The 21361-nt window shown below is 56.8% G+C and carries 20 protein-coding genes; 11 read left to right on the top strand and 9 right to left on the bottom strand.

Annotated elements, in window-relative coordinates:
* The first annotated feature begins 19 nt into the window (after positions 1-19).
* On the top strand, positions 20-1327 hold the full coding sequence (locus IM284_RS03210) for a sulfurtransferase (RefSeq protein WP_047368341.1): 1308 nt from the start codon (positions 20-22) through the stop codon (positions 1325-1327).
* Here the strand turns inward: IM284_RS03210 and IM284_RS03205 are convergent.
* Positions 1324-1941 (bottom strand): CDP-alcohol phosphatidyltransferase family protein, encoded by a 618-nt coding sequence (locus IM284_RS03205; protein ID WP_045261600.1) that lies wholly within the window; start codon positions 1939-1941, stop codon positions 1324-1326. The two genes, IM284_RS03210 and IM284_RS03205, sit on opposite strands and share 4 nt — an antisense overlap.
* The gene (locus tag IM284_RS03200) at positions 1934-2503 is read right to left on the bottom strand and encodes a carboxymuconolactone decarboxylase family protein (RefSeq protein WP_047368340.1); all 570 of its coding nucleotides are present in this window, start codon (positions 2501-2503) and stop codon (positions 1934-1936) included. Before IM284_RS03200 ends, IM284_RS03205 begins: the two co-directional genes overlap by 8 nt.
* Before the next feature lie 75 nt (positions 2504-2578).
* On the opposite strand from IM284_RS03200, the gene IM284_RS03195 reads away from it, so the two are divergent.
* The gene (locus IM284_RS03195) at positions 2579-2995 is read left to right on the top strand and encodes a pyrimidine (deoxy)nucleoside triphosphate diphosphatase (RefSeq protein ID WP_047368339.1); all 417 of its coding nucleotides are present in this window, start codon (positions 2579-2581) and stop codon (positions 2993-2995) included.
* Here IM284_RS03195 and IM284_RS03190 read toward each other — a convergent pair.
* Positions 2955-3227: a YnjH family protein gene (locus tag IM284_RS03190; protein ID WP_028012780.1), complete on the bottom strand. Its 273-nt coding sequence runs from the start codon at positions 3225-3227 to the stop codon at positions 2955-2957. The genes IM284_RS03195 and IM284_RS03190 overlap by 41 nt on opposite strands.
* 227 nt (positions 3228-3454) lie before the next feature.
* Here IM284_RS03190 and gdhA point away from each other — a divergent pair, with 227 nt between their 5' ends.
* Positions 3455-4798 carry an NADP-specific glutamate dehydrogenase gene (gene gdhA / locus IM284_RS03185; protein WP_047368338.1) on the top strand — a complete coding sequence of 448 codons (1344 nt, stop codon included), beginning with the start codon at positions 3455-3457 and terminating at the stop codon, positions 4796-4798.
* Between the two features lie 59 nt (positions 4799-4857).
* Here the strand turns inward: gdhA and IM284_RS03180 are convergent, their stop codons facing one another.
* The 3 genes from IM284_RS03180 to IM284_RS03170 form a co-directional block, all read right to left on the bottom strand.
* Positions 4858-6765, bottom strand: a complete 1908-nt coding sequence (locus tag IM284_RS03180; protein WP_047368337.1) for a DNA topoisomerase III — start codon at positions 6763-6765, stop codon at positions 4858-4860.
* A 4-nt stretch (positions 6766-6769) separates the two neighbouring features.
* Positions 6770-7813: a selenide, water dikinase SelD gene (selD, locus tag IM284_RS03175; RefSeq protein ID WP_028012777.1), complete on the bottom strand. Its 1044-nt coding sequence runs from the start codon at positions 7811-7813 to the stop codon at positions 6770-6772.
* Between the two features lie 116 nt (positions 7814-7929).
* The gene (locus IM284_RS03170) at positions 7930-8481 is read right to left on the bottom strand and encodes an NAD(P)H nitroreductase (RefSeq protein ID WP_045261605.1); all 552 of its coding nucleotides are present in this window, start codon (positions 8479-8481) and stop codon (positions 7930-7932) included.
* 167 nt (positions 8482-8648) lie between these two features.
* Here IM284_RS03170 and sppA point away from each other — a divergent pair, with 167 nt between their 5' ends.
* The 4 genes from sppA to IM284_RS03150 all read left to right on the top strand — a co-directional run bounded on the left by sppA (position 8649) and on the right by IM284_RS03150 (position 13665).
* Complete coding sequence (sppA, locus tag IM284_RS03165; RefSeq protein ID WP_028012775.1) at positions 8649-10505, top strand: signal peptide peptidase SppA; 1857 nt, start codon at positions 8649-8651, stop codon at positions 10503-10505.
* A gap of 63 nt (positions 10506-10568) precedes the next feature.
* Positions 10569-11585, top strand: a complete 1017-nt coding sequence (gene ansA, locus IM284_RS03160; protein WP_028012774.1) for an asparaginase — start codon at positions 10569-10571, stop codon at positions 11583-11585.
* A gap of 9 nt (positions 11586-11594) precedes the next feature.
* Positions 11595-12236, top strand: coding sequence for a bifunctional nicotinamidase/pyrazinamidase (gene pncA / locus IM284_RS03155; RefSeq protein WP_028012773.1), 642 nt, complete (start codon positions 11595-11597; stop codon positions 12234-12236).
* 172 nt (positions 12237-12408) lie between these two features.
* The gene (locus IM284_RS03150; protein WP_047368336.1) at positions 12409-13665 is read left to right on the top strand and encodes a glycoside hydrolase family 18 protein; all 1257 of its coding nucleotides are present in this window, start codon (positions 12409-12411) and stop codon (positions 13663-13665) included.
* A 58-nt stretch (positions 13666-13723) separates the two neighbouring features.
* Here IM284_RS03150 and IM284_RS03145 read toward each other — a convergent pair whose 3' ends face one another.
* Both IM284_RS03145 and msrB read right to left on the bottom strand, forming a co-directional pair.
* Positions 13724-14002 (bottom strand): YeaC family protein, encoded by a 279-nt coding sequence (locus IM284_RS03145; RefSeq protein ID WP_028012771.1) that lies wholly within the window; start codon positions 14000-14002, stop codon positions 13724-13726.
* 41 nt (positions 14003-14043) lie between these two features.
* Positions 14044-14457, bottom strand: a complete 414-nt coding sequence (msrB, locus tag IM284_RS03140; protein ID WP_028012770.1) for a peptide-methionine (R)-S-oxide reductase MsrB — start codon at positions 14455-14457, stop codon at positions 14044-14046.
* Between the two features lie 341 nt (positions 14458-14798).
* Between msrB and gapA the strand changes: the two genes are divergently transcribed.
* Together gapA and IM284_RS03130 are read left to right on the top strand one after the other, a co-directional pair.
* Positions 14799-15794 (top strand): glyceraldehyde-3-phosphate dehydrogenase, encoded by a 996-nt coding sequence (gene gapA / locus IM284_RS03135; RefSeq protein ID WP_006809136.1) that lies wholly within the window; start codon positions 14799-14801, stop codon positions 15792-15794.
* 75 nt (positions 15795-15869) lie between these two features.
* Entirely contained in the window at positions 15870-16754 is an 885-nt protein-coding gene (locus IM284_RS03130) for a D-hexose-6-phosphate mutarotase (RefSeq protein ID WP_045261609.1), read from the top strand.
* A gap of 78 nt (positions 16755-16832) precedes the next feature.
* On the opposite strand, the gene IM284_RS03125 is transcribed toward IM284_RS03130, so the two are convergent.
* Positions 16833-17579 (bottom strand): MipA/OmpV family protein, encoded by a 747-nt coding sequence (locus IM284_RS03125; protein ID WP_041910477.1) that lies wholly within the window; start codon positions 17577-17579, stop codon positions 16833-16835.
* A gap of 430 nt (positions 17580-18009) precedes the next feature.
* Between IM284_RS03125 and yeaG the strand changes: the two genes are divergently transcribed.
* Both yeaG and IM284_RS03115 read left to right on the top strand, forming a co-directional pair.
* Positions 18010-19944 (top strand): protein kinase YeaG, encoded by a 1935-nt coding sequence (yeaG, locus tag IM284_RS03120; protein WP_014883443.1) that lies wholly within the window; start codon positions 18010-18012, stop codon positions 19942-19944.
* Positions 19945-20018: 74 nt separating this feature from the next.
* The gene (locus tag IM284_RS03115) at positions 20019-21302 is read left to right on the top strand and encodes a YeaH/YhbH family protein (RefSeq protein WP_028012767.1); all 1284 of its coding nucleotides are present in this window, start codon (positions 20019-20021) and stop codon (positions 21300-21302) included.
* The last annotated feature ends 59 nt before the right edge of the window (positions 21303-21361 follow it).

The following is a 21361-nucleotide window of genomic DNA, read 5'->3' as shown; positions in this document are numbered from 1 at the left end:
ACTGACGTCAGGTTATTCGATGAAACGTGTTTCTCAACTGACCGCGCTGGCCCTGATCTGCGGCCTCGCCTCTTTTTCCTCTCAGGCTGCTGATATGGCCAACGCGATGACGCTGTCTCAGCTTCAGGCGCAGCACGGCGCGGCAATCGACACCCGCCCCAGCGCCTTCTATAACGGCTGGCCGCAGACCCTCAGCGGTCCTTCCGGGCACGAACCCGCTGCGCTCAACCTGGCAGCCGCCTGGCTTAGCGCCATGAGCGACGAGCAGATTGCACTTTGGGCAAAACAGCATCAGCTTACCCCTGCGACGTCCATCGCGCTGTATGGCGACGAGAACGATAACCAGGCGGTGAAAGCCCGTCTGGAGAAAGCTGGTTACCGCCACGTTTCGCTGCTCAGCGATGCTCTGCGGACGCCCCACCGCCTTCAGCGCCTGCCCCACTTTGAACAGCTGGTCTACCCGCAGTGGATCCACCGGCTTCAGCAGGGCAAGCCGGTAACCGCCGCGCCAGCGGGCGAATGGAAAGTCATAGAGGCGGCCTGGGGCGCGCCGAAGTTTTACCTGCTTAACCACATTCCCGGCGCGGGCTACATTGACACCAACGAGGTGGAAAGCGAGCCGCTGTGGAACAAAGTCTCCGACGACAGGCTGAAAGCAATGCTGGCAAAGCACGGGATCCGTCACGATACCACCGTCATTCTGTACGGGCGCGACGTTTACGCCGCCGCGCGCGTGGCGCAGATCATGCTCTACGCGGGCGTGAAGGATGTGCGCCTTCTCGATGGCGGCTGGAAGGCGTGGTCAGATGCCGGTCTGCCGGTTGAGCGCGGTACGCCCGGCAAAGTGGCTCCTGCCCCTGATTTTGGCGCGCCGATCCCCGGCCAGCCGCAGCTGATGGTGGATATGGAACAGGCGCGCGGCATGCTGCACCGTCAGGATGCCTCCCTGGTCAGCATTCGTTCATGGCCGGAGTTTATCGGCGAAACCAGCGGCTACAGCTACATCAAGCCAAAAGGTGAAATTGCCGGCGCCCGCTGGGGCCATGCGGGCAGCGATGCCACCCACATGGAGGATTTCCATAACCCGGATGGCACCATGCGCAGCGCTGACGACATCGCCGCCCAGTGGAAGCGCTGGAATATTCTGCCGGAACAGCAGGTCGCGTTTTACTGCGGCACCGGCTGGCGGGCGTCCGAAACCTTTATGTACGCCCGGGCGATGGGCTGGAAAAATATCGCCGTCTATGACGGCGGCTGGTACGAATGGAGCAGCCACCCGCAGAACCCGGTCACCGACGGAGAGCGCGGACCAGAGAGTGCTCTCTAACGGGTGAGTGACTTCAGCGTCACGTAGCCGCTCCAGATGCGCGTTGTGGTGGTCAGCCAGCACAACGCGCCGAATATCCACGCGAACAACGTAAACTGTGCCGGAAACAGGCAGCACAGCACGAACAGCGCGATGGTCTCCGTCCCTTCCGTTAACCCGCCGATATAGTAAAAAGACTTATGCGCATAGCCGGGGTTGTCGATATCGTGCTTCGCCGCCAGCGCGGCAAAGGCGAGAAAACTGCTGCCGGTGCCGATAAACGCAAACAACAGCCAGGCCGCAGCCAGCGCATTCTCTGCGGGTGCAGCCAGCGCAAAACCAAACGGCACCAGCGCATAGAACAGAAAATCGAGGGCGATATCGAGAAACCCTCCCGCATCCGTCAGCCCTCTCCGACGCGCCAGCGCGCCGTCCAGACCATCAAGCAGGCGGTTCAGGACGATGGCGGCCAGCGCCGCCGGATACCAGCCGAGGGCCAGAAACGGCAGCGCCAGCAGGCCGATGGCAAACCCGGCAAGCGTTAATCCGTCGGGCGTAACGCCCGGCTTATCCAGCACGGATACCAGACGGTCCAGAGCGGGCTTTACCCGCGGGTGCAGGTGACGGTCAAGCATCAGGCTTCCCTTTAAACGTGGCGCACAGCCCCTGTGCCGGTATATCCAGCGCGGCATTAAACCGGGCCGAGAGATTCTGAAAGGCAATGAGCGCCGTTATTTCAGTGATGGCATCATCCGTAAAGTGGCGTTTCATCGCCGTTTTGATTGCTTCATCCACCCGGGGCGGCGTGGCGGTCACCGCCTCCGCATAGGCCAGCGCCGCGCGTTCCTGTTCACTGAACACGTCAGAATCAGCCCAGCCGCTTACGGCCTGGACTTTATCCAGCGCGCCGCAGCGCTCGGCCAGGCGCAGGCTGTTGGCGTCAATACAGAACGCACAGTGGCACAGCTGCGATACGCGCGTCATGAGCAGCGAGCGCAGCACTGGCGTCAGGCGCGCTTTTCTGCGCTCCAGAAACCCCACAAACAAAGCGACCAGCCAGAACAGACGCGGCATGCGTCCCCACCAGCGCGTGGGGTTCAGCACGGCGCCGAAGTGTTTTTGCTGCATGGCGGCAATGGGTTTTACGCTCGCCGGAAGGGTTGGGATGGGCTCTACCCAGGTGGACGTCTCTTTCACCTGATTCTCCTGATGGCTGGACTCTTTGAAAGGGCACGATAATATGGCGTTTTTCGCTATCAAGTATTGACGACCATGCTAAAAACAGTCGATGTCGTTGCGGCCATCATCGAAAAAGACGACAAAATTTTACTGGCGCAGCGCCCTGCTCACGCCGACCAGCCGGGAATGTGGGAGTTCGCTGGCGGCAAAGTGGAGGCCGGAGAAACCCAGCCTGAGGCGCTTATCCGCGAGCTGCGTGAAGAGCTGGGTATCGAGGCTCAGCCTGAGCAGTACGTGGCGAGCCATCAGCGCGAGGTATCACAGCGGTTAATCAACCTGCACGCCTGGCACGTACCCCACTTCAGCGGGGAGTTAACGGCGCACTACCACAGCGCGCTGGCGTGGTGTACGCCGGAAGAGGCTTTCAGTTATGAGTTAGCTCCGGCGGATATTCCGCTGCTGGAGGCGTTTATTCTTTTACGCGACGCCAGACCAGCGGATTCGTGCTGATGGTACGTTCATCGCGCTGGCACTGCAGCAGCACGCCATCCGCCTTCACGACGGCCCCTTCAGAATAGTTTTGATCCTGGTAGATGCAGCATTGGTTACACGGCTGCGCGCGCTGGCCGCTGGAGCTAAACACCTCCGGCGGCACGTTCACTTCTACATCCGGGCGAATGCGGTCAGCCTGCGCGCCTGCGGTCAACATCAATGATAACGCGGCCATCACGTAACGGTTCATAGACTTCTCTTCCTGTTGTGTCCTGATAATGACTATAACGGTAAATCGGGCAGAATCTTTAATTTAGCGCGCCATCGCTTTTTGTTATGACGCGGCCCGGGTCATTAATTTCCCTTTCGGTCCACATTTCTGCTTGCTTCACAAAGCGGTACGGGTGGTATAGTCAAAAAAACAACACAAATCGCATAAGCAACATACATTAATGACTATAAGAAGTTCTTATATTTATGGATCAGACACGCTCTCTGGAAAGTTTCCTTGCCTATGTTCAGCAGCGCGACCCGCACCAAAGCGAATTTGCTCAGGCCGTTCGTGAAGTAATGACTACCCTCTGGCCGTTCCTTGAAGAAAACCCGCGCTATCGTCAACTGTCGCTGCTGGAACGTCTGGTTGAACCAGAGCGTGTGATCCAGTTCCGCGTGACCTGGGTGGATGACCGCAACCAGGTACAGGTCAACCGTGCCTGGCGCGTGCAGTTTAACTCCGCCATCGGCCCGTTTAAGGGCGGCATGCGCTTCCACCCTTCCGTGAACCTGTCGATTCTGAAATTCCTTGGCTTTGAACAGACGTTTAAAAACGCGCTCACCACCCTGCCAATGGGCGGCGGTAAAGGCGGGAGCGATTTCGACCCGAAAGGCAAAAGCGAAGGCGAAGTGATGCGTTTCTGTCAGGCGCTAATGACCGAGCTCTACCGCCACCTCGGCCCGGACACCGACGTACCGGCGGGGGATATCGGCGTGGGGGCCCGCGAAGTGGGCTTTATGGCCGGGATGATGAAAAAGCTCTCCAACAACAGCGCCTGCGTCTTTACCGGCAAAGGGCTATCGTTTGGCGGCAGCCTGATCCGCCCGGAGGCGACCGGCTACGGCCTGGTTTATTTCACCGAGGCAATGCTCAAGCGTCACGGCTTAGGTTTCGAGGGGATGCGCGTGGCGGTCTCCGGCTCCGGTAACGTGGCGCAGTACGCTATCGAAAAAGTGATGCAGTTTGGTGCCCGCGTGGTGACGGCCTCCGACTCTAAAGGCACGGTAGTGGACGAAGCGGGCTTTACGGCGGAGAAACTGGCGCGCCTGTGCGAAATCAAAGCCAGCCGCGATGGCCGACTTGTCGATTATGCCGCGGAGTTTGGCCTGACGTATCTGGAAGGCAAACAGCCGTGGGGCGTGCCGGTGGATATCGCCCTGCCGTGCGCCACGCAAAACGAACTGGACGCGGACGCCGCGCGCACGCTAATTAGCAACGGCGTGAAGGCGGTAGCGGAAGGGGCGAATATGCCGACCACTATCGAGGCGACGGATCTGTTCCTGGAGGCGGGCGTGCTGTTTGCGCCAGGCAAGGCGGCAAACGCGGGCGGCGTGGCGACCTCCGGCCTGGAGATGGCGCAAAACGCGGCGCGGCTCGGCTGGAAGGCGGAGAAAGTGGATGCCCGTTTGCACCACATCATGCTGGATATTCACCATGCCTGCGTCGAGTACGGCGGCGAGGCATCGCAAACCAACTACGTGCGCGGGGCGAATATCGCCGGGTTCGTGAAGGTGGCGGATGCGATGATTGGGCAGGGCGTGATTTAAGGTTTATATCGTGCGGCCGGGTGCCCTCTCCCACGGGGAGAGGGAGAAAACCGGGCGTATCAGGCCGCGCTCTTTTTCTTTTTGAACGGTTTCTTCGCGCCACCACCGGGTGCAACCATGCCTCTGAACCGCTTCACCGGCGTGCTGCGCGCCTGATCGATCAGCTGGTAAAGCGTCCCCACCAGCGGCTGCATAAAGTCCTGATAGCGGCACTGCTTTTCGCTGATTTGCGTCAGCACGGATTCCCAGTGCGCGGTCATGTCCGGCCTTGCGGCCAGCTCCGGCAGGGAGTGTATGAGCGCCCGGCCCGGTTCCGTTGAGTGGATGTAGCGCCCCTTTTTCTCAAGAAAACCTCGCTTAAAGAGCAGCTCGATGATCCCCGCGCGGGTTGCTTCCGTACCCAGTCCATCGGTGGCGCGCAGGATCTTCTTCAGATCTTTATCCTGCACAAAGCGGGCGATCCCGGTCATGGCTGACAGCAGCGTCGCATCGGTGAAGTGGCGCGGCGGCTGGGTCTGACGTTCAACCACTTCGCCCTTCTCGCACAGCAGTTCGTCGTCTTTAGCGACCACCGGCAGCGGCGTGCCGTCGTTCTCCTCATCGCGCTCTTTGTTACCGAGGAGCGTGCGCCAGCCCGCTTCCGCGAGGAAACGCGCTTTAGCGATAAACTTGCCTTTGGCAATTTCCAGCTCGATGACGCACTTGCGGAACACCGCGTCCGGGCAGAACTGCATCAGGTACTGACGGGCGATCAGGTTATAGACCTTCGCTTCGTTGTCGGTCAGGTTGACGCTGCTGGCGCGCGCCGTCGGGATAATCGCGTGGTGGGCGTCCACCTTTTTATCATCCCAGCAGCGGTTATGGGTATCTGGGTTCACCACCGGCTGCGGCAGCAAATCCGGCGCGTGCACGCTAATGGCGTTCATCACCGAATGACGTCCGGCAAAGTGCTCTTCCGGCAGATAGCGGCTGTCCGAACGCGGATAGGTGATCAGCTTGTGAGTTTCGTAGAGTTTCTGGCAGATATCCAGCACGTTCTGCGCGCTGAGGCCAAAGCGCTTCGCGGCCTCAATCTGCAGAGCAGAAAGGGAGAACGGCAGCGGCGCGGGTTCTGATTCCCGTTTATCGTTATAGCTGGTAACGATGGCCGGCTGGCCGGTAATACGATTAACCACATGCTCCGCCAGCGGACGGTGCAGCAGGCGCCCCTCTTCATCCTGGTACGACTCGCAAGCGTCGCTCGGCTGCCAGACGGCGGTAAAGCGCTCGTCTTTAGGCGTGACGATATGCGCTTTCACTTCAAAGAAATCTTTGGCGACGAAGTTCTCGATCTCTTCGTCGCGACGCACCACCAGCCCCAGCACCGGCGTCTGCACGCGGCCCACGGAGAGTACGCCCTGATAGCCCGCGTTACGCCCGAGGATAGTGTAGGCGCGGGTCATGTTGATGCCGTACAGCCAGTCGGCGCGGGCGCGCGCTAAAGCAGAGACGCACAGCGGAATAAACTCGCTGTTGGAACGCAGGCGCGAGATCGCCCGCTCAACGGCCTGCGGGTTGAGGTCGTTGATCAGGCAGCGCTGCACCTGCTGGCGCTTTTCCCGCGCCAGCTCAAGATAGTCCAGCACTTCGTCCACCAGCAGCTGCCCTTCTCTGTCCGGGTCACCTGCGTGGACCACTTCCGTCGCCTCATGCAGGAAGCGCTTGATGACGTTAAGCTGTTTGGTGACGGACGGACGAGGCTGAAGACGCCACTTTTCCGGCACGATGGGCAGGTCGTTGAGGTTCCAGCGGGCGTAGCGGCTGTCGTAGACGTCCGGCTGCGCCTGTTCAAGCAGGTGGCCGATACACCAGGTGACCACCTGCCCGTTACCGCATTCGATAAAGCCGTCGCCTTTACGATGCGGTTTAGGCAACACGTCGGCGATGGCACGGGCCAGGCTCGGCTTTTCGGCAATAAACAACCGCATCGAATTAACGGATCTCAATCATCGGTCGGCCGCCGCGGGCGGTCACCAGTTCGCCGATCGCCGTCAGGGTGATGCCAAACTCGGCGGCGGTTGCCTGAACCTCGGCTTCGGATTCCGGCGTGACGGCCAGCAGCAGGCCTCCGGAGGTTTGCGGATCACATAGCAGGTTGCGCCACGCCTCAGGCATTTCGCCCATCAGGTGACCGTAGCTGGCGAAGTTGCGCTGGGTACCGCCCGGAACCGCGCCCTGGGCAATGTACTCTTCCACGCCAGGCAGCTTCGGCACATCCTGATACCAGACCTGCGCCTGCACGCCCGCCCCCTGACAGACTTCAGAGAGGTGCCCCAGCAGGCCAAAACCGGTGACGTCGGTCATCGCCTTTACGCCGTCGATATTGGCGAACGCCGCGCCGGCGAGGTTCATCTGGCACATGACCTCCGTCGCCAGCCCTTTGTGCTCCGGTTTGAGCAGGGATTTTTTCTCAGCGGTGGTGAGCACGCCAATGCCCAGCGGCTTGGTGAGGAACAGCTTGCAGCCCGCCTGCGCGGTGCTGTTGCGCTTCACGCGCTCGGTCGGCACCACGCCGGTAACGGCCAGGCCGAAGATCGGCTCTGGCGCATCAATCGAGTGGCCCCCAGCCAGGGCAATCCCCGCCTGCTGGCAGGCGAAACGCCCGCCATCAATCACCTCGCGGGCGATTTCCGGTGGAATGGTGTTGATCGGCCAGCCCAGAATGGCGATGGCCATGATCGGCTTACCGCCCATGGCGAAGATATCGCTGATGGCGTTGGTGGCCGCGATGCGCCCGAAGTCGAACGGGTTATCAACAATCGGCATAAAGAAGTCAGTGGTGCTGATAATGCTGGTGCCGTTACCTAAGTCATAAACCGCCGCATCGTCACGCGTTTCGTTGCCGACAAGCAGGTTCGGGTCGACAAACTTCGCCTGTTCACTGTGCAGAATGGTCTCCAGCACTTTCGGGGAAATTTTACAACCGCAACCGGCTCCGTGGCTGTACTGCGTTAAACGAATGGTTTGCTCGCTCATGGACGTCTCCTGTCATCTCAATCGCGCTATGGTAGCGCTCATTCCATAAAGAGGTAAGTATGACTGTCTGAATTCTGCGGCGGATGCTCAGAATCCAGACAGTTTAGCGCGTGTAATTAAAAACGGCTGACGAAAGGCGTGGTGTCCGGCACGCTAATGGTGCTGGAGGCTTTAAGCTGCGGGGTGCCGAGGTAAAGGAAACCGACAATTTTATCGTGCTCACCGCAGGAGAATCCTGCCCGCACTGCGGCGCTCTCGGTCAGCGGCCCGGTGCGCCAGATACCGTTAAAACCCTGCGCAACGGCGGCCATCTGCATCGCCATCACCGCACAGCCGGCAGACATTTCCTGCTCCCAGACCGGCACCTTATGGTCGGCCTGGCATTTCGCCACGACAGCGATAATCATCGGGGCGCGGAACGGCGCGTTACGCGCCTTGTCGATACCTTTCTCATCCTGCCCGGCGGCAACTGCCCCCTGCTCCAGCAGCTGACTGAAGCGATCGCGGCCTTCGCCTTCAATCACAAAGAAGTGCCACGGCTGCAGCGTGCCATGATCCGGCGCACGCATGCCGGCACGCAGAATGTTTTCCAGTTGCTCGCCAGCAGGGGCGGGTTCGGCCAGACGAGACGCGCTACGACGGTTAACAAGCAGTTCGAGTGCATCCATTGGTTAACTCCTTTCTTGAAATTTACTCACAAAATTAACACGACGGCAGATTTTGTTACAGCCTGGCAGGCGATTCCTGCTGACAAGTGGCGGTTGGGTCATTACGATAACCCAACATTACCGTCCAGTGGCGACGGAAACAGTCATTTTCTGGTTAGGGAGAATACATGCGAACCCTTTGGCGAATCTTTGCCGGTTTCTTTAAATGGACGTGGCGACTGCTCAACTTCGTCCGCAACCTGGTGATGAACATCTTCTTCATCCTGCTGGTTCTGGTTTGCGCGGGCATCTGGATGCATATCAGCAACGCGAATCAGGCGCAGCATTCGACTCGTGGGGCCCTGTTACTCGATATCACCGGCGTGATCGTTGATAAACCGTCCACCAGCAATCGTCTGGGGGTGATCGGCCGCCAGCTGTTTGGCGCGACGTCAGACCGCCTGCAGGAGAACTCCCTGTTCGATATCGTCGATACTATCCGTCAGGCCAAAGACGACCGAAACATCACCGGGATCGTGCTGGATCTGAAAGATTTTGCCGGCGGCGACCAGCCTTCTATGCAGTACATCGGTAAAGCGCTGCGCGAGTTCCGCGACAGCGGCAAGCCGGTGATTGCCGTGGGCGACAGCTACAGCCAGGGACAATATTATCTGGCAAGCTTCGCCAATAAGATCTGGCTTTCGCCACAGGGAACGGTCGATCTGCACGGTTTTGCCACCAACGGCCTGTACTACAAATCGCTGCTCGACAAGCTGAAGGTCACCACCCACGTCTTCCGCGTCGGCACCTATAAATCTGCCGTGGAGCCGTTTATCCGCGACGATATGTCCCCTGCCGCCCGTGAAGCGGACAGCCGCTGGATTGGCGAGCTGTGGCAGAACTATCTGGGTACCGTTGCCGCTAACCGTCAAATTACCGCTGAGCAGGTGTTCCCTGGCGCTCGCGGCGTGCTGGATGGACTGCGCAAGGTCGACGGTGATACCGCGAAATATGCCCTCGACAACAAGCTGGTTGACGCGCTGGGCACCAGTGCAGATATCGAAAAAGCCCTGACCAAACAGTTTGGCTGGAGCAAAGAGGACAAAAACTACAGCGCCATCAGCATGTATGACTATGCTGCGAAAAAGCCGGACGACAGCGGCGACAGCGTAGCCGTGGTGTTTGCTAACGGCGCTATCATGGACGGTCAGGAAACCCCGGGGAACGTCGGGGGTGATACTACCGCGTCGCAAATCCGCGATGCACGCCTTGACCCGAAAGTGAAAGCGATTGTCCTGCGGGTGAACAGCCCTGGCGGCAGCGTTAGCGCTTCCGAAGTGATCCGCGCCGAGCTGGCCGCAGCGCGTGCCGCTGGCAAGCCGATCGTCGTATCCATGGGCGGCATGGCCGCGTCTGGCGGGTACTGGATCTCCACGCCTGCCAACTATATTGTGGCGAACCCAAGCACGCTGACCGGCTCGATTGGCATCTTCGGGGTGATTAACACCGTGGAAAACAGCCTGGATTATCTGGGCGTGCATACCGATGGTGTTTCCACGTCGCCGCTGGCGGATGTGTCGATGACCAAATCTCTGCCGCCGGAAGTTTCAGAGATGATGCAGCTGAGCATTGAGAACGGCTATAAACGCTTTATCACGCTGGTTGCCGACTCGCGTAAGAAGACGCCGGAACAGATCGACCAGATTGCTCAGGGCCACGTCTGGACCGGACAGGATGCGAAGAGTAACGGTCTGGTCGACAGCCTGGGCGACTTCGACGACGCGGTGAAGAAAGCCGCCGAACTGGCGAAGCTCAAGCAGTGGCACGTTGAGTATTATCAGGACGAACCGTCGTTCTTCGATATGGTGATGGACAGTATGTCCGTTTCCGTACGCGCCATGCTGCCGGAGGCGCTGCAGGCGTACCTGCCGGCCCCGGTGACCACGGCTGCGAAAGCGATGAAGGCGGAAAGCGATAAGCTTGCGGCCTTTAACGATCCACAAAGTCGTTACGCGTTTTGCCTGACCTGCGCGAACGTCCGTTAAAAACCGTCCCCTCTTCCCGTGAAGAGGGGATTTTTTTCTTTTGAAGAACAAGAACTCACTACCATGCAGAAGAAATCGATTTATGTAGCCTACACTGGCGGTACCATCGGTATGCAGCGCTCTGAAAATGGCTATATCCCCGTCTCCGGCCATCTGCAGCGTCAGCTTGCGCTGATGCCTGAATTCCACCGTCCGGAAATGCCTGACTTCACCATCCATGAATACGAGCCGCTGATGGACTCCTCCGACATGACGCCGGAAGACTGGCAGCACATCGCGGATGACATTAAAGCCCATTACGACCAGTACGACGGCTTCGTGATCCTGCACGGCACCGACACCATGGCGTTCACCGCTTCGGCGCTCTCCTTCATGCTGGAGAACCTGAGCAAGCCGGTGATCGTCACCGGGTCGCAAATACCGTTGGCGGAGCTGCGCTCGGACGGGCAGATCAACCTGCTGAACTCCCTGTACGTGGCGGCGAATTACCCGATCAACGAAGTGTCGCTGTTCTTTAACAATCGCCTGTATCGCGGCAACCGCACCACCAAAGCCCATGCCGACGGTTTTGATGCCTTTGCCTCCCCTAACCTGCAGCCGCTGCTGGAAGCGGGTATTCATATCCGTCGTCTGGGAACGCCTCCGGCACCGAACACCGCCGGCGAGCTGATTGTGCATCCGATTACCCCGCAGCCGATTGGCGTGGTCACCATTTATCCGGGCATCTCCGCGGACGTGGTGCGCAACTTCCTGCGCCAGCCGGTGAAAGCGCTGATCCTCCGTTCCTATGGCGTCGGCAACGCTCCGCAGAACGGCGAATTTCTGAAGGAGCTTCAGGAAGCCAGCGAGCGCGGAATTGTGGTGGTAAACCTGACCCAGTGCATGTCTGGCAAGGTCAATATGGGCGGCTATGCCACCGGCAACGCGCTGGCGCACGCGGGGGTGATCAGCGGCTTCGATATGACCGTTGAGGCGACGCTGACTAAACTTCACTATTTACTGAGTCAGGATCTGGACATTCAGTCCATTCGCCGCGCAATGATGCAAAACCTTCGCGGCGAGCTGACCCCGGACGAATAAGGAGCTCTCATGAAGCAACGCGCCCTGCTACTGGTCGATTTGCAAAATGATTTCTGCGCGGGCGGCGCGCTGGCCGTCGCCGAAGGTGACAGCACCGTTGACGTGGCAAATACCCTGATTGACTGGTGCAAAGCCCGCGGTGAAGCGGTTGTCGCCAGCCAGGACTGGCACCCGGCGAACCACGGCAGCTTTGCCAGCCAGCACAACGTTGAGCCTTTCACCCAGGGTGAACTCGACGGTCTGGCGCAAACCTTCTGGCCGGATCACTGCGTGCAGCAGACCGAAGGAGCGGAGCTGCACCCGCTCCTGAATCAGAAGGCCATCGACGCGGTGTTCCATAAAGGTGAAAACCCGGCTATCGACAGCTACAGCGCGTTTTTCGATAACGGGCATCGCCAGAAGACGGCGCTGGACGCGTGGTTACGTCACCATGAAATCACGGAGCTGATCGTGCTGGGTCTGGCGACGGATTACTGCGTGAAATTTACCGTGCTGGACGCGCTCCAGCTGGGTTATACCGTTAGCGTCATCACCGACGGCTGTCGTGGGGTGAACATCCAACCACAGGACAGCGCTCAGGCATTTATGGATATGGCCGCCGAAGGTGCCACGCTGTATACGCTGGCAGACTGGCAGGAAACGCAGGCGTAGCCTTTTAGGCCGGGTGGCGCTGATGCTTACCCGGCAAAACCCCTCACCAATCCCCATAAAGTGAACTCCCTCGCATCCTCAGCGAAGCGGCAATGCTATTCTCTTCAGGCTGTTTTTTCGCCACGCCTTTTCTGTGGCGTGGTTATTTTTATTAAGTCAAAGAGGAACTTGTATGAAACGTTTGCCCCTGCTGGCAGCATTACCCTTGCTTTGCGCGTCGCTTGCTTCCGCCGCACCTCTGATGTCCGTGGGCTACTTTAACGGGGGTGGCGACGTCACCGCCGGACCGGGTGGCGATATCAATAAACTGGACGTTCGTCAGATCACCCATCTGAACTACTCGTTTGGTCTTGTTTATAACAACGAGAAAGATGAGACCAACCCTGCGCTGAAAGATCCGGCGAAGCTGCATCAAATCTGGCTGTCGCCAAAAGTGGCATCCGATCTGGCCCTTATCCCGACCCTGCGTAAACAAAACCCGAACCTGAAAGTCCTGCTCTCCGTTGGCGGCTGGGGGGCGCGCGGTTTCTCTGGCGCAGCGGCAACCCATGAGAGTCGCGCGGTGTTTATCCGCTCTGCGAAGGAAATTGTTGAGAAATACGGTCTGGACGGGATCGATCTCGACTGGGAATATCCGGTCAACGGCGCGTGGGGGCTGGTTGCAAGCCAGCCCGCCGACAGGGATAACTTCACCGCCCTGCTGAAAGAGATGCGCGACGCGTTCGGGCAGAAAAAGCTGGTGACCATTGCGGTGGGCGCGAATGCGGAAAGTCCGAAAAGCTGGGTGGATGTCAAAGCCATCGCCCCGCTCCTCGACTACATCAACCTGATGACCTACGACATGGCGTACGGGACACAGTACTTCAACGCGAACCTGTATGACTCCAGCGCCTGGCCAACGGTGGCTGCCGCCGACAAATACAGCGTCGATTTTGTGGTGAACAACTATCTGGCCGCCGGACTTAAGCCGAAGCAGATGAACCTCGGGATCGGTTTTTACGGCCGCGTACCGAAACGTGCGGTTGAACCGGGCATTGACTGGAGCAAGCCGGACGCGCAAAAAAATCCGGTCACACAGCCCTACTTTGGACCGCAGGAGATCGCCCTGTTTAAGTCGCTCGGCTATGACCTGACTAAAGATACCTACGTGAAGTACAACGATATCGTGAAGAAGCTGCTGAACGATCCGCAGAAGCGTTTTACCGAACACTGGGACGACCAGGCGAAGGTACCGTGGCTCTCGGTAAAGGGTGCCGATGGCAACGCGCTGTTTGCGATTTCGTATGAGAATCCGCGTTCTGTCGCGATCAAGGCGGACTACATCAAAGAGAAGGGTCTCGCCGGGGCGATGTTCTGGGAGTACGGTGCAGACGACAATAATCAGTTAGCGAAACAGCTGGCGGAGTCGCTAGGGATCCCGCATAAGTAGTAAGACACAGGCCCTCTCCCACAGAGAGAGGGCCTGGTGAGGGCATCAACCCGCACAGTTATTGCATTTTGATCGTCGCAATCGGCTTCGGCGTGATGCCAAAATCTTCCTTCAGCTCGCGCTTGCTCTTCATCACCATCTGACCGTTAGTGTCGATTGTCATGTGTTGCGCATCGGTGTTATTGCGCGCCTGCCAAAGCATCACCAGCTGCAAACTGTTCTCTTTTTGCTCAGGCGTGAGCGCCACACCGTCCGGCCATTTTCCCAGCTCAACGGCGGTCACCAGGCGTTGATAAACTTCCGGGGTCATCCCGTTAATCATGTCCTCAATATTCACGATCTCTCCCTTTCAAAGGAATAATTTGCTGAATCGTTTTTTCAACCCTTAATCTGGTCGCCGTTTTCATCATCGGTGAAGCTCATTGAGGCTGAATTCACGCAGAAACGCTCACCCGTTGGCTGAGGACCGTCCGGGAAGACGTGCCCCAGGTGCGCGTCGCAGTTACCGCAGCGAATTTCCGTGCGCACCATACCGTGCGACGAGTCGGTCAGATAGCGAATTGCGTCATCGCTCACCGGCTCGTAAAAGCTCGGCCAGCCGCAGCCGGAGTCGTATTTCGTTTGTGAATTGAACAGCGGGGCATCGCAGACCAGACAGTGATAGACACCGTCTCGCTTGTTGTGCAGTAATCGCCCGGTAAATGGCGGCTCCGTGCCGTGATTCTGGGTCACGTAAAACTGCATTTCGGTGAGGTTTTTTTTCAGATCGTCAGGGTTATGTTGGTTCGACATATGCTTACATCTCGCTGTAGAAACAGACATCTTTTAACCCGGATTCTAACAAAACATTAACACCCTTGCGTGCACTTTTGTTCTAAACTTATGTGTCGCGAAAAGGCGGTCAGGCAATTGTGATCACGTTCACATTTTTATCCTGCGAGGACTTTAAAATTCCGGGCGCAGCCCCCATGTGGTTGCAAGCTCAAAGGGAAAGTGAGGCGAGTCAGTCGCACAAACGTTAGTCACAGGATTGATTTGTCGCAATGATTGACACGATTCCGCTTGACGCTGCGTAAGGTTTTTGTAATTTTACAGGCAACCTTTTATTCACTAACAAATAGCTGGTGGAATATATGACTATCAAAGTAGGTATCAACGGTTTTGGCCGTATCGGCCGTATTGTTTTCCGTGCTGCTCAGAAACGTTCTGACATCGAAATCGTTGGTATCAACGATCTCCTGGACGCTGAATACATGGCGTACATGCTGAAGTACGACTCAACTCACGGTCGTTTCGACGGCACCGTTGAAGTGAAAGACGGCCACCTGGTTGTTAACGGCAAAACCATCCGCGTTACTGCTGAGAAAGACCCAGCTAACCTGAAATGGAACGAAATCGGTGTTGACGTTGTTGCTGAAGCAACCGGTATCTTCCTGACCGACGAAACTGCACGTAAACACATCACTGCGGGTGCGAAGAAAGTTGTTCTGACTGGTCCTTCCAAAGACAACACCCCAATGTTCGTTCGCGGTGCAAACTTCGAAACTTACGCTGGCCAGGACATCGTTTCTAACGCATCCTGCACCACCAACTGCCTGGCACCGCTGGCTAAAGTAATCAACGACAACTTCGGCATCATCGAAGGTCTGATGACTACCGTTCACGCGACCACCGCTACTCAGAAAACCGTTGACGGCCCGTCTCACAAAGACTGGCGCGGCGGCCGTGGCGCGGCTCAGAACATCATCCCATCCTCTACCGGTGCTGCTAAAGCTGTAGGTAAAGTACTGCCAGAACTGAATGGCAAACTGACTGGTATGGCGTTCCGCGTTCCAACTCCTAACGTATCCGTTGTTGACCTGACCGTTCGTCTGGAAAAAGCTGCTTCTTATGAAGAAATTAAGAAAGCAATCAAAGCTGCTTCCGAAGGCCCAATGAAAGGCGTTCTGGGTTACACCGAAGACGACGTTGTATCTACCGATTTCAACGGCGAAGTGTGCACTTCCGTGTTCGATGCTAAAGCAGGTATCGCACTGAACGACAACTTCGTGAAACTGGTTTCCTGGTACGACAACGAAACCGGCTACTCTAACAAAGTACTGGACCTGATCGCTCACATCTCCAAATAAGTTGAGATGAGTGATTGATCCAAAAAGGCGACTTCGGTCGCCTTTTTTATTGTTTTTTAGACAGAGGATTGCTTAATGATAAATAAAATTTTTGCACTTCCGGTAGTCGAACAACTTACCCCTGTGCTCTCCCGCCGTCAGATTGACGGTGCCGACGTTATCGTCGTTGACCACCCGCGCGTTAAAGCCTCCGTGGCGCTGAACGGCGCACACCTGCTCTCCTGGAAACCGGAAGGCGAAGCGGAAGCGCTGTGGCTGAGTGACGCCACCTCGTTCAAAAAAGGGGATGCGATTCGCGGCGGCGTACCGATCTGCTGGCCGTGGTTTGGCCCGTCCGTACAGCCGGGTTTGCCTTCTCACGGTTTCGCCCGTAACCAGCAGTGGACGCTGAAAGCGCATAACGAAGATGACAACGGCGCAGTGCTGACCTTTGAGCTGCAGGCTAATGATGAAACCCGCGCCCTGTGGCCGCATGATTTCACCCTGTATGCCCGCTTCAAACTGGGTCAGAGCTGCGAGATTGAGCTGGAAGCCCACGGCGAGTTCGAGACCACCTCTGCCCTGCATACCTACTTCAACGTGGGTGACATCAATGCAGTGAAGGTGAGCGGCCTGGGCGATACCTTTATCGACAAAGTTGATAACGCGAAGGAAGGTAAGCTGAGCGACGGCGTTCAGGCGTTCCCTGACCGTACTGACCGCGTCTATCTGCATCCGGAAGCGTGCAGCGTGATCCACGACGGTGCTCTGAACCGCGGCATTGAGGTGGTTCATCACCATCACAGCAACGTGGTGGGCTGGAACCCGGGGCCTGCACTCTCCATCAGCATGGCCGACATCCCTGATGACGGTTACAAAACGTTCGTCTGCGTGGAAACGGCCTGCGTAACCACCCCGCAGAAAGCGAGCGAGGAAAAGCCGTCTCGTTTAGGGCAGACAATTCGCATCGTTAAGCGATAAGGTCGCTGCACCACACCAAAGCAAACGGGGCGCACGCGCCCCGTTTTGATGCAATGATTGCACCACTATAATGCACAATCAGAACTTGTAGGTCACACCCACCGAGAAGATGCCAGCCCAGGACTTATCAACCATCGGGCTATCCTTCACTTCGTCGCTCAGACGCTCGTAACGGCCGGTACCGTAGACGTTCCAGTCGCCAAGGAAGTTATAGCTCGCGGTCAGCTCCAGGTAAGGATCCCAGCCATCATCGGCGCTGTAGCTTTTCAGCCCACTGCGACGGGACTCGTTTTTAGAGACGCCGTAGTAATAGTCGTTGTAGTTTTCACTGTTGTACTGCACGCCGATACCCGGCGTCAGGGTGAGCCCACCATTGGTATAGCGATACAACCACGCCAGATCCCAGATAAAGCCGTTGCTGTTATCCAGCGTATCACCCGCCAGGGCCGTACGGAGGAAGCCATACTGGGTGTTATGCACGTATGAAAGCCCGGCCATCATGGAGCTTTTGCGCTTGTCGAGCTGGCGAAGCGCGTGGCTGTCGCTGTCGCCTGGCTTGAAGTGCGTTGGATCGTAGTAGGCCATGATAGAGAGCTTATCGGCCGTATCGTTCCACAGATAGTAGCCGCCGCCGAGACCGCGGAACCAGAAGTTATCGCCTTCATAGGTGATAACGGGTACAGGATAAACATCGCGGTCATACTGTTTGTATGGGCTGTTAATGACGCCAACGCCCGCACCCACCGTCCACTGACTTTCCGCCTGAGCGGTGCTAACTGCGGTCGCGGCAAGGATGCCCAATGCCAGAAGTTTGAGTTTGGTCACAATCCATTCTTTCCTGTAGTCAAATAATCAGCGGGTGAAGTGTAACCGCCATTCCCGTACATCCCAAAATTTTTTGCCTGCTAATCAGTCTGATTAACCCATTATTTTTAACTTTTCAGATGACAACCCGCTTTCATTTATATGACCGATGCATGAAAAACGTGCTTAAGCCTTATAACCAGGGTGGAAATTTTTGGATGAGTTATTGATATGTCATTGAAATTAGTTTTTCTCAGCATGCAAGTTTGGCAAATGCCATCTACGCTTAAATTTAAGAAGAGTTTTCCTGAACACCTGCGGTTCTTAGCGTCTGACCTGGCACACAGGTTGCTGCTCTGGCAGTGGGGTGCGAGAGATTCTCTTCCGGGAGCCTCCACTACTCATACGAACGGCTCTTATCCTGTGCTAAAAAACGAAAGGACGGCATGCCATGAATATATTCGATCACTATCGCCAGCGCTACGAAGCTGCCAAGGACGAAGAGTTCACACTGCAGGAGTTTCTTACCATTTGTCGGCAAGATCGCAGTGCCTATGCCAATGCGGCAGAACGGCTATTGATGGCTATCGGTGAGCCAAACATGGTTGATACTGCCCTGGAGCCACGGCTTTCCCGTCTATTTTCGAATCGGGTGGTCGCCCGATATCCGGCGTTCGAAGAGTTCTATGGTATGGAAGATGCCATTGAACAGATTGTCTCCTATCTGAAGCATGCCGCCCAGGGTCTGGAAGAGAAGAAACAGATCCTCTATTTACTCGGCCCCGTCGGCGGCGGTAAATCCTCGCTGGCTGAACGCCTGAAGTCGCTGATGCAGCGCGTACCGATTTACGTGCTGAGCGCCAACGGCGAACGCAGCCCGGTGAACGACCATCCGCTGTGCCTGTTTAACCCGCAGGAAGATGCGCAAATTCTGGATAAAGAGTTTGGCATCCCGCGTCGCTACCTCGGCACCATTATGTCGCCGTGGGCGGCAAAACGCCTGCACGAATTTGGCGGTGATATCACCAAATTCCGCGTCGTGAAAGTGTGGCCATCCATACTGGAGCAGATCGCTATCGCCAAAACGGAACCGGGTGATGAGAACAACCAGGATATCTCGGCGCTGGTGGGTAAAGTCGATATCCGTAAGCTGGAAAACTTCGCACAAAACGACCCGGATGCCTATGGCTATTCCGGTGCGCTGTGCCGCGCCAACCAGGGGATTATGGAATTCGTCGAGATGTTTAAAGCACCGATCAAAGTGCTGCATCCTCTGCTGACAGCGACCCAGGAAGGGAACTACAACGGGACGGAAGGTATCTCCGCCCTGCCGTTTAACGGGATTATTCTCGCCCACTCGAACGAATCGGAATGGGTAACCTTCCGTAATAACAAAAACAATGAGGCCTTCCTTGACCGCGTGTACATCGTCAAGGTGCCTTATTGCCTGCGGATCTCCGAAGAGATCAAAATTTACGAAAAACTGCTTAACCACAGTGAGCTGGTGCATGCGCCATGCGCTCCGGGCACGCTGGAAACGCTCTCGCGCTTCTCCATCCTGTCGCGTCTGAAAGAGCCGGAAAACTCCAGCATCTATTCGAAAATGCGCGTCTACGACGGTGAAAGCCTGAAAGATACCGACCCGAAAGCGAAATCGTACCAGGAATACCGCGATTACGCCGGGGTTGATGAAGGGATGAACGGCCTCTCCACGCGTTTCGCGTTTAAGATCCTCTCCCGGGTCTTTAACTTCGACCACGCGGAAGTGGCGGCCAACCCGGTTCATCTGTTCTACGTCCTGGAGCAGCAAATCGAGCGCGAGCAGTTCCCGCAGGAGCAGGCTGAACGCTACCTTGAGTTCCTGAAAGGCTACCTGATCCCGAAATACGCCGAGTTCATTGGCAAAGAGATCCAGACGGCCTATCTGGAATCCTATTCAGAATACGGGCAGAACATTTTTGACCGCTATGTCACCTATGCTGACTTCTGGATCCAGGATCAGGAGTACCGCGACCCGGATACCGGCCAGCTGTTTGATCGTGAATCCCTGAACGCGGAGCTGGAAAAAATCGAGAAGCCTGCCGGGATCAGCAACCCGAAAGACTTCCGTAATGAGATTGTGAACTTCGTTCTGCGCGCCAGAGCGCATAATAACGGGCGCAATCCGAACTGGACCAGCTACGAGAAGCTGCGCACGGTTATTGAGAAGAAAATGTTCTCCAATACCGAAGAGCTGCTGCCGGTGATCTCGTTTAACACCAAAACCTCAACCGACGAGCAGAAGAAACACGACGATTTTGTCGACCGTATGATGGAAAAAGGCTACACCCGCAAACAGGTTCGCCTGCTCTGCGAATGGTATCTGCGCGTGCGTAAATCGTCCTAAAACAAGTGCCCGGTAGCGCCTGCGCCTGCCGGGCCAACAAAAACGCAAGTTGGCAAATGCAGTACGGGGGGTATATGACCTGGTTTATTGACCGGCGTCTTAACGGCAAAAACAAGAGCACGGTGAACCGCCAGCGCTTCTTGCGCCGTTATAAAGCGCAAATTAAACAGTCGATCTCCGAGGCCATCAACAAACGCTCGGTGACCGACGTCGACAGCGGCGAGTCTGTCTCCATCCCTACCGATGACATCAGCGAACCGATGTTTCATCAGGGGCGCGGCGGCCTGCGCCATCGCGTTCATCCAGGTAACGACCACTTCGTTCAGAACGACAGAATTGAGCGCCCTCAGGGCGGCGGCGGCGGTTCAGGAAGCGGTCAGGGGCAGGCCAGCCAGGACGGTGAAGGCCAGGATGAGTTCGTTTTCCAGATTTCGAAAGATGAATATCTCGACCTGCTGTTTGAGGACCTTGCGCTGCCGAATCTGAAAAAGAATCAGCATCGTCAGCTTAACGAGTATAAAACCCATCGCGCGGGCTATACCGCTAACGGCGTGCCCGCCAATATCAGCGTTGTGCGTTCGTTGCAGAATTCTCTGGCGCGCCGCACGGCCATGACAGCGGGCAAACGTCGCGAACTGCGCGAGCTGGAGAGCAGCCTGAAGGTCGTGGAAAACACGGAGCCGGCGCAGCTGCTGGAAGAGGAGCGCCTGCGTAAAGAGATTGCCGAGCTAAGAGCGAAGATCGACCGCGTGCCGTTTATCGATACCTTCGACCTGCGCTACAAGAACTACGAAAAACGTCCTGAACCCTCCAGCCAGGCGGTGATGTTCTGTCTGATGGACGTCTCCGGCTCGATGGACCAGGCCACCAAGGATATGGCGAAGCGTTTCTATATCCTGCTCTACCTGTTCCTGAGCAGAACCTATAAGAACGTGGAAGTGGTTTATATCCGCCATCACACCCAGGCCAAAGAGGTGGATGAACATGAGTTCTTCTACTCCCAGGAGACCGGGGGGACCATCGTATCAAGCGCCCTGAAGCTGATGGATGAAGTAGTGAAAGAGCGTTACGACCCGGCGCAGTGGAACATTTATGCCGCGCAAGCGTCGGATGGCGACAACTGGGCCGACGACTCACCGCTGTGTCACGAGATCCTGGCGAAGAAAATTCTGCCGGTGGTGCGTTACTACAGCTATATCGAAATCACCCGTCGTGCCCACCAGACCCTGTGGCGGGAATATGAACATCTGCAGTCCATGTTCGATAACTTTGCCATGCAGCATATCCGCGATCAGGATGATATTTATCCTGTATTCAGGGAGCTGTTCCATAAGCAATCCGCTACCAGCAACGCATAACCCAACAGCCAGCGAATCCGCTGGCTGTTTTCTTTCGACCCCGTTTATCCCGTGCTAAT

Origin of the sequence: Enterobacter cloacae complex sp. P12RS (assembly GCF_014895875.1) — a bacterium.
Lineage (GTDB): Bacteria > Pseudomonadota > Gammaproteobacteria > Enterobacterales > Enterobacteriaceae > Enterobacter > Enterobacter bugandensis.
The sequence above is the reverse complement of the archived record's forward strand: the minus strand, read 5'-3'. Positions and strand labels throughout refer to the sequence as shown.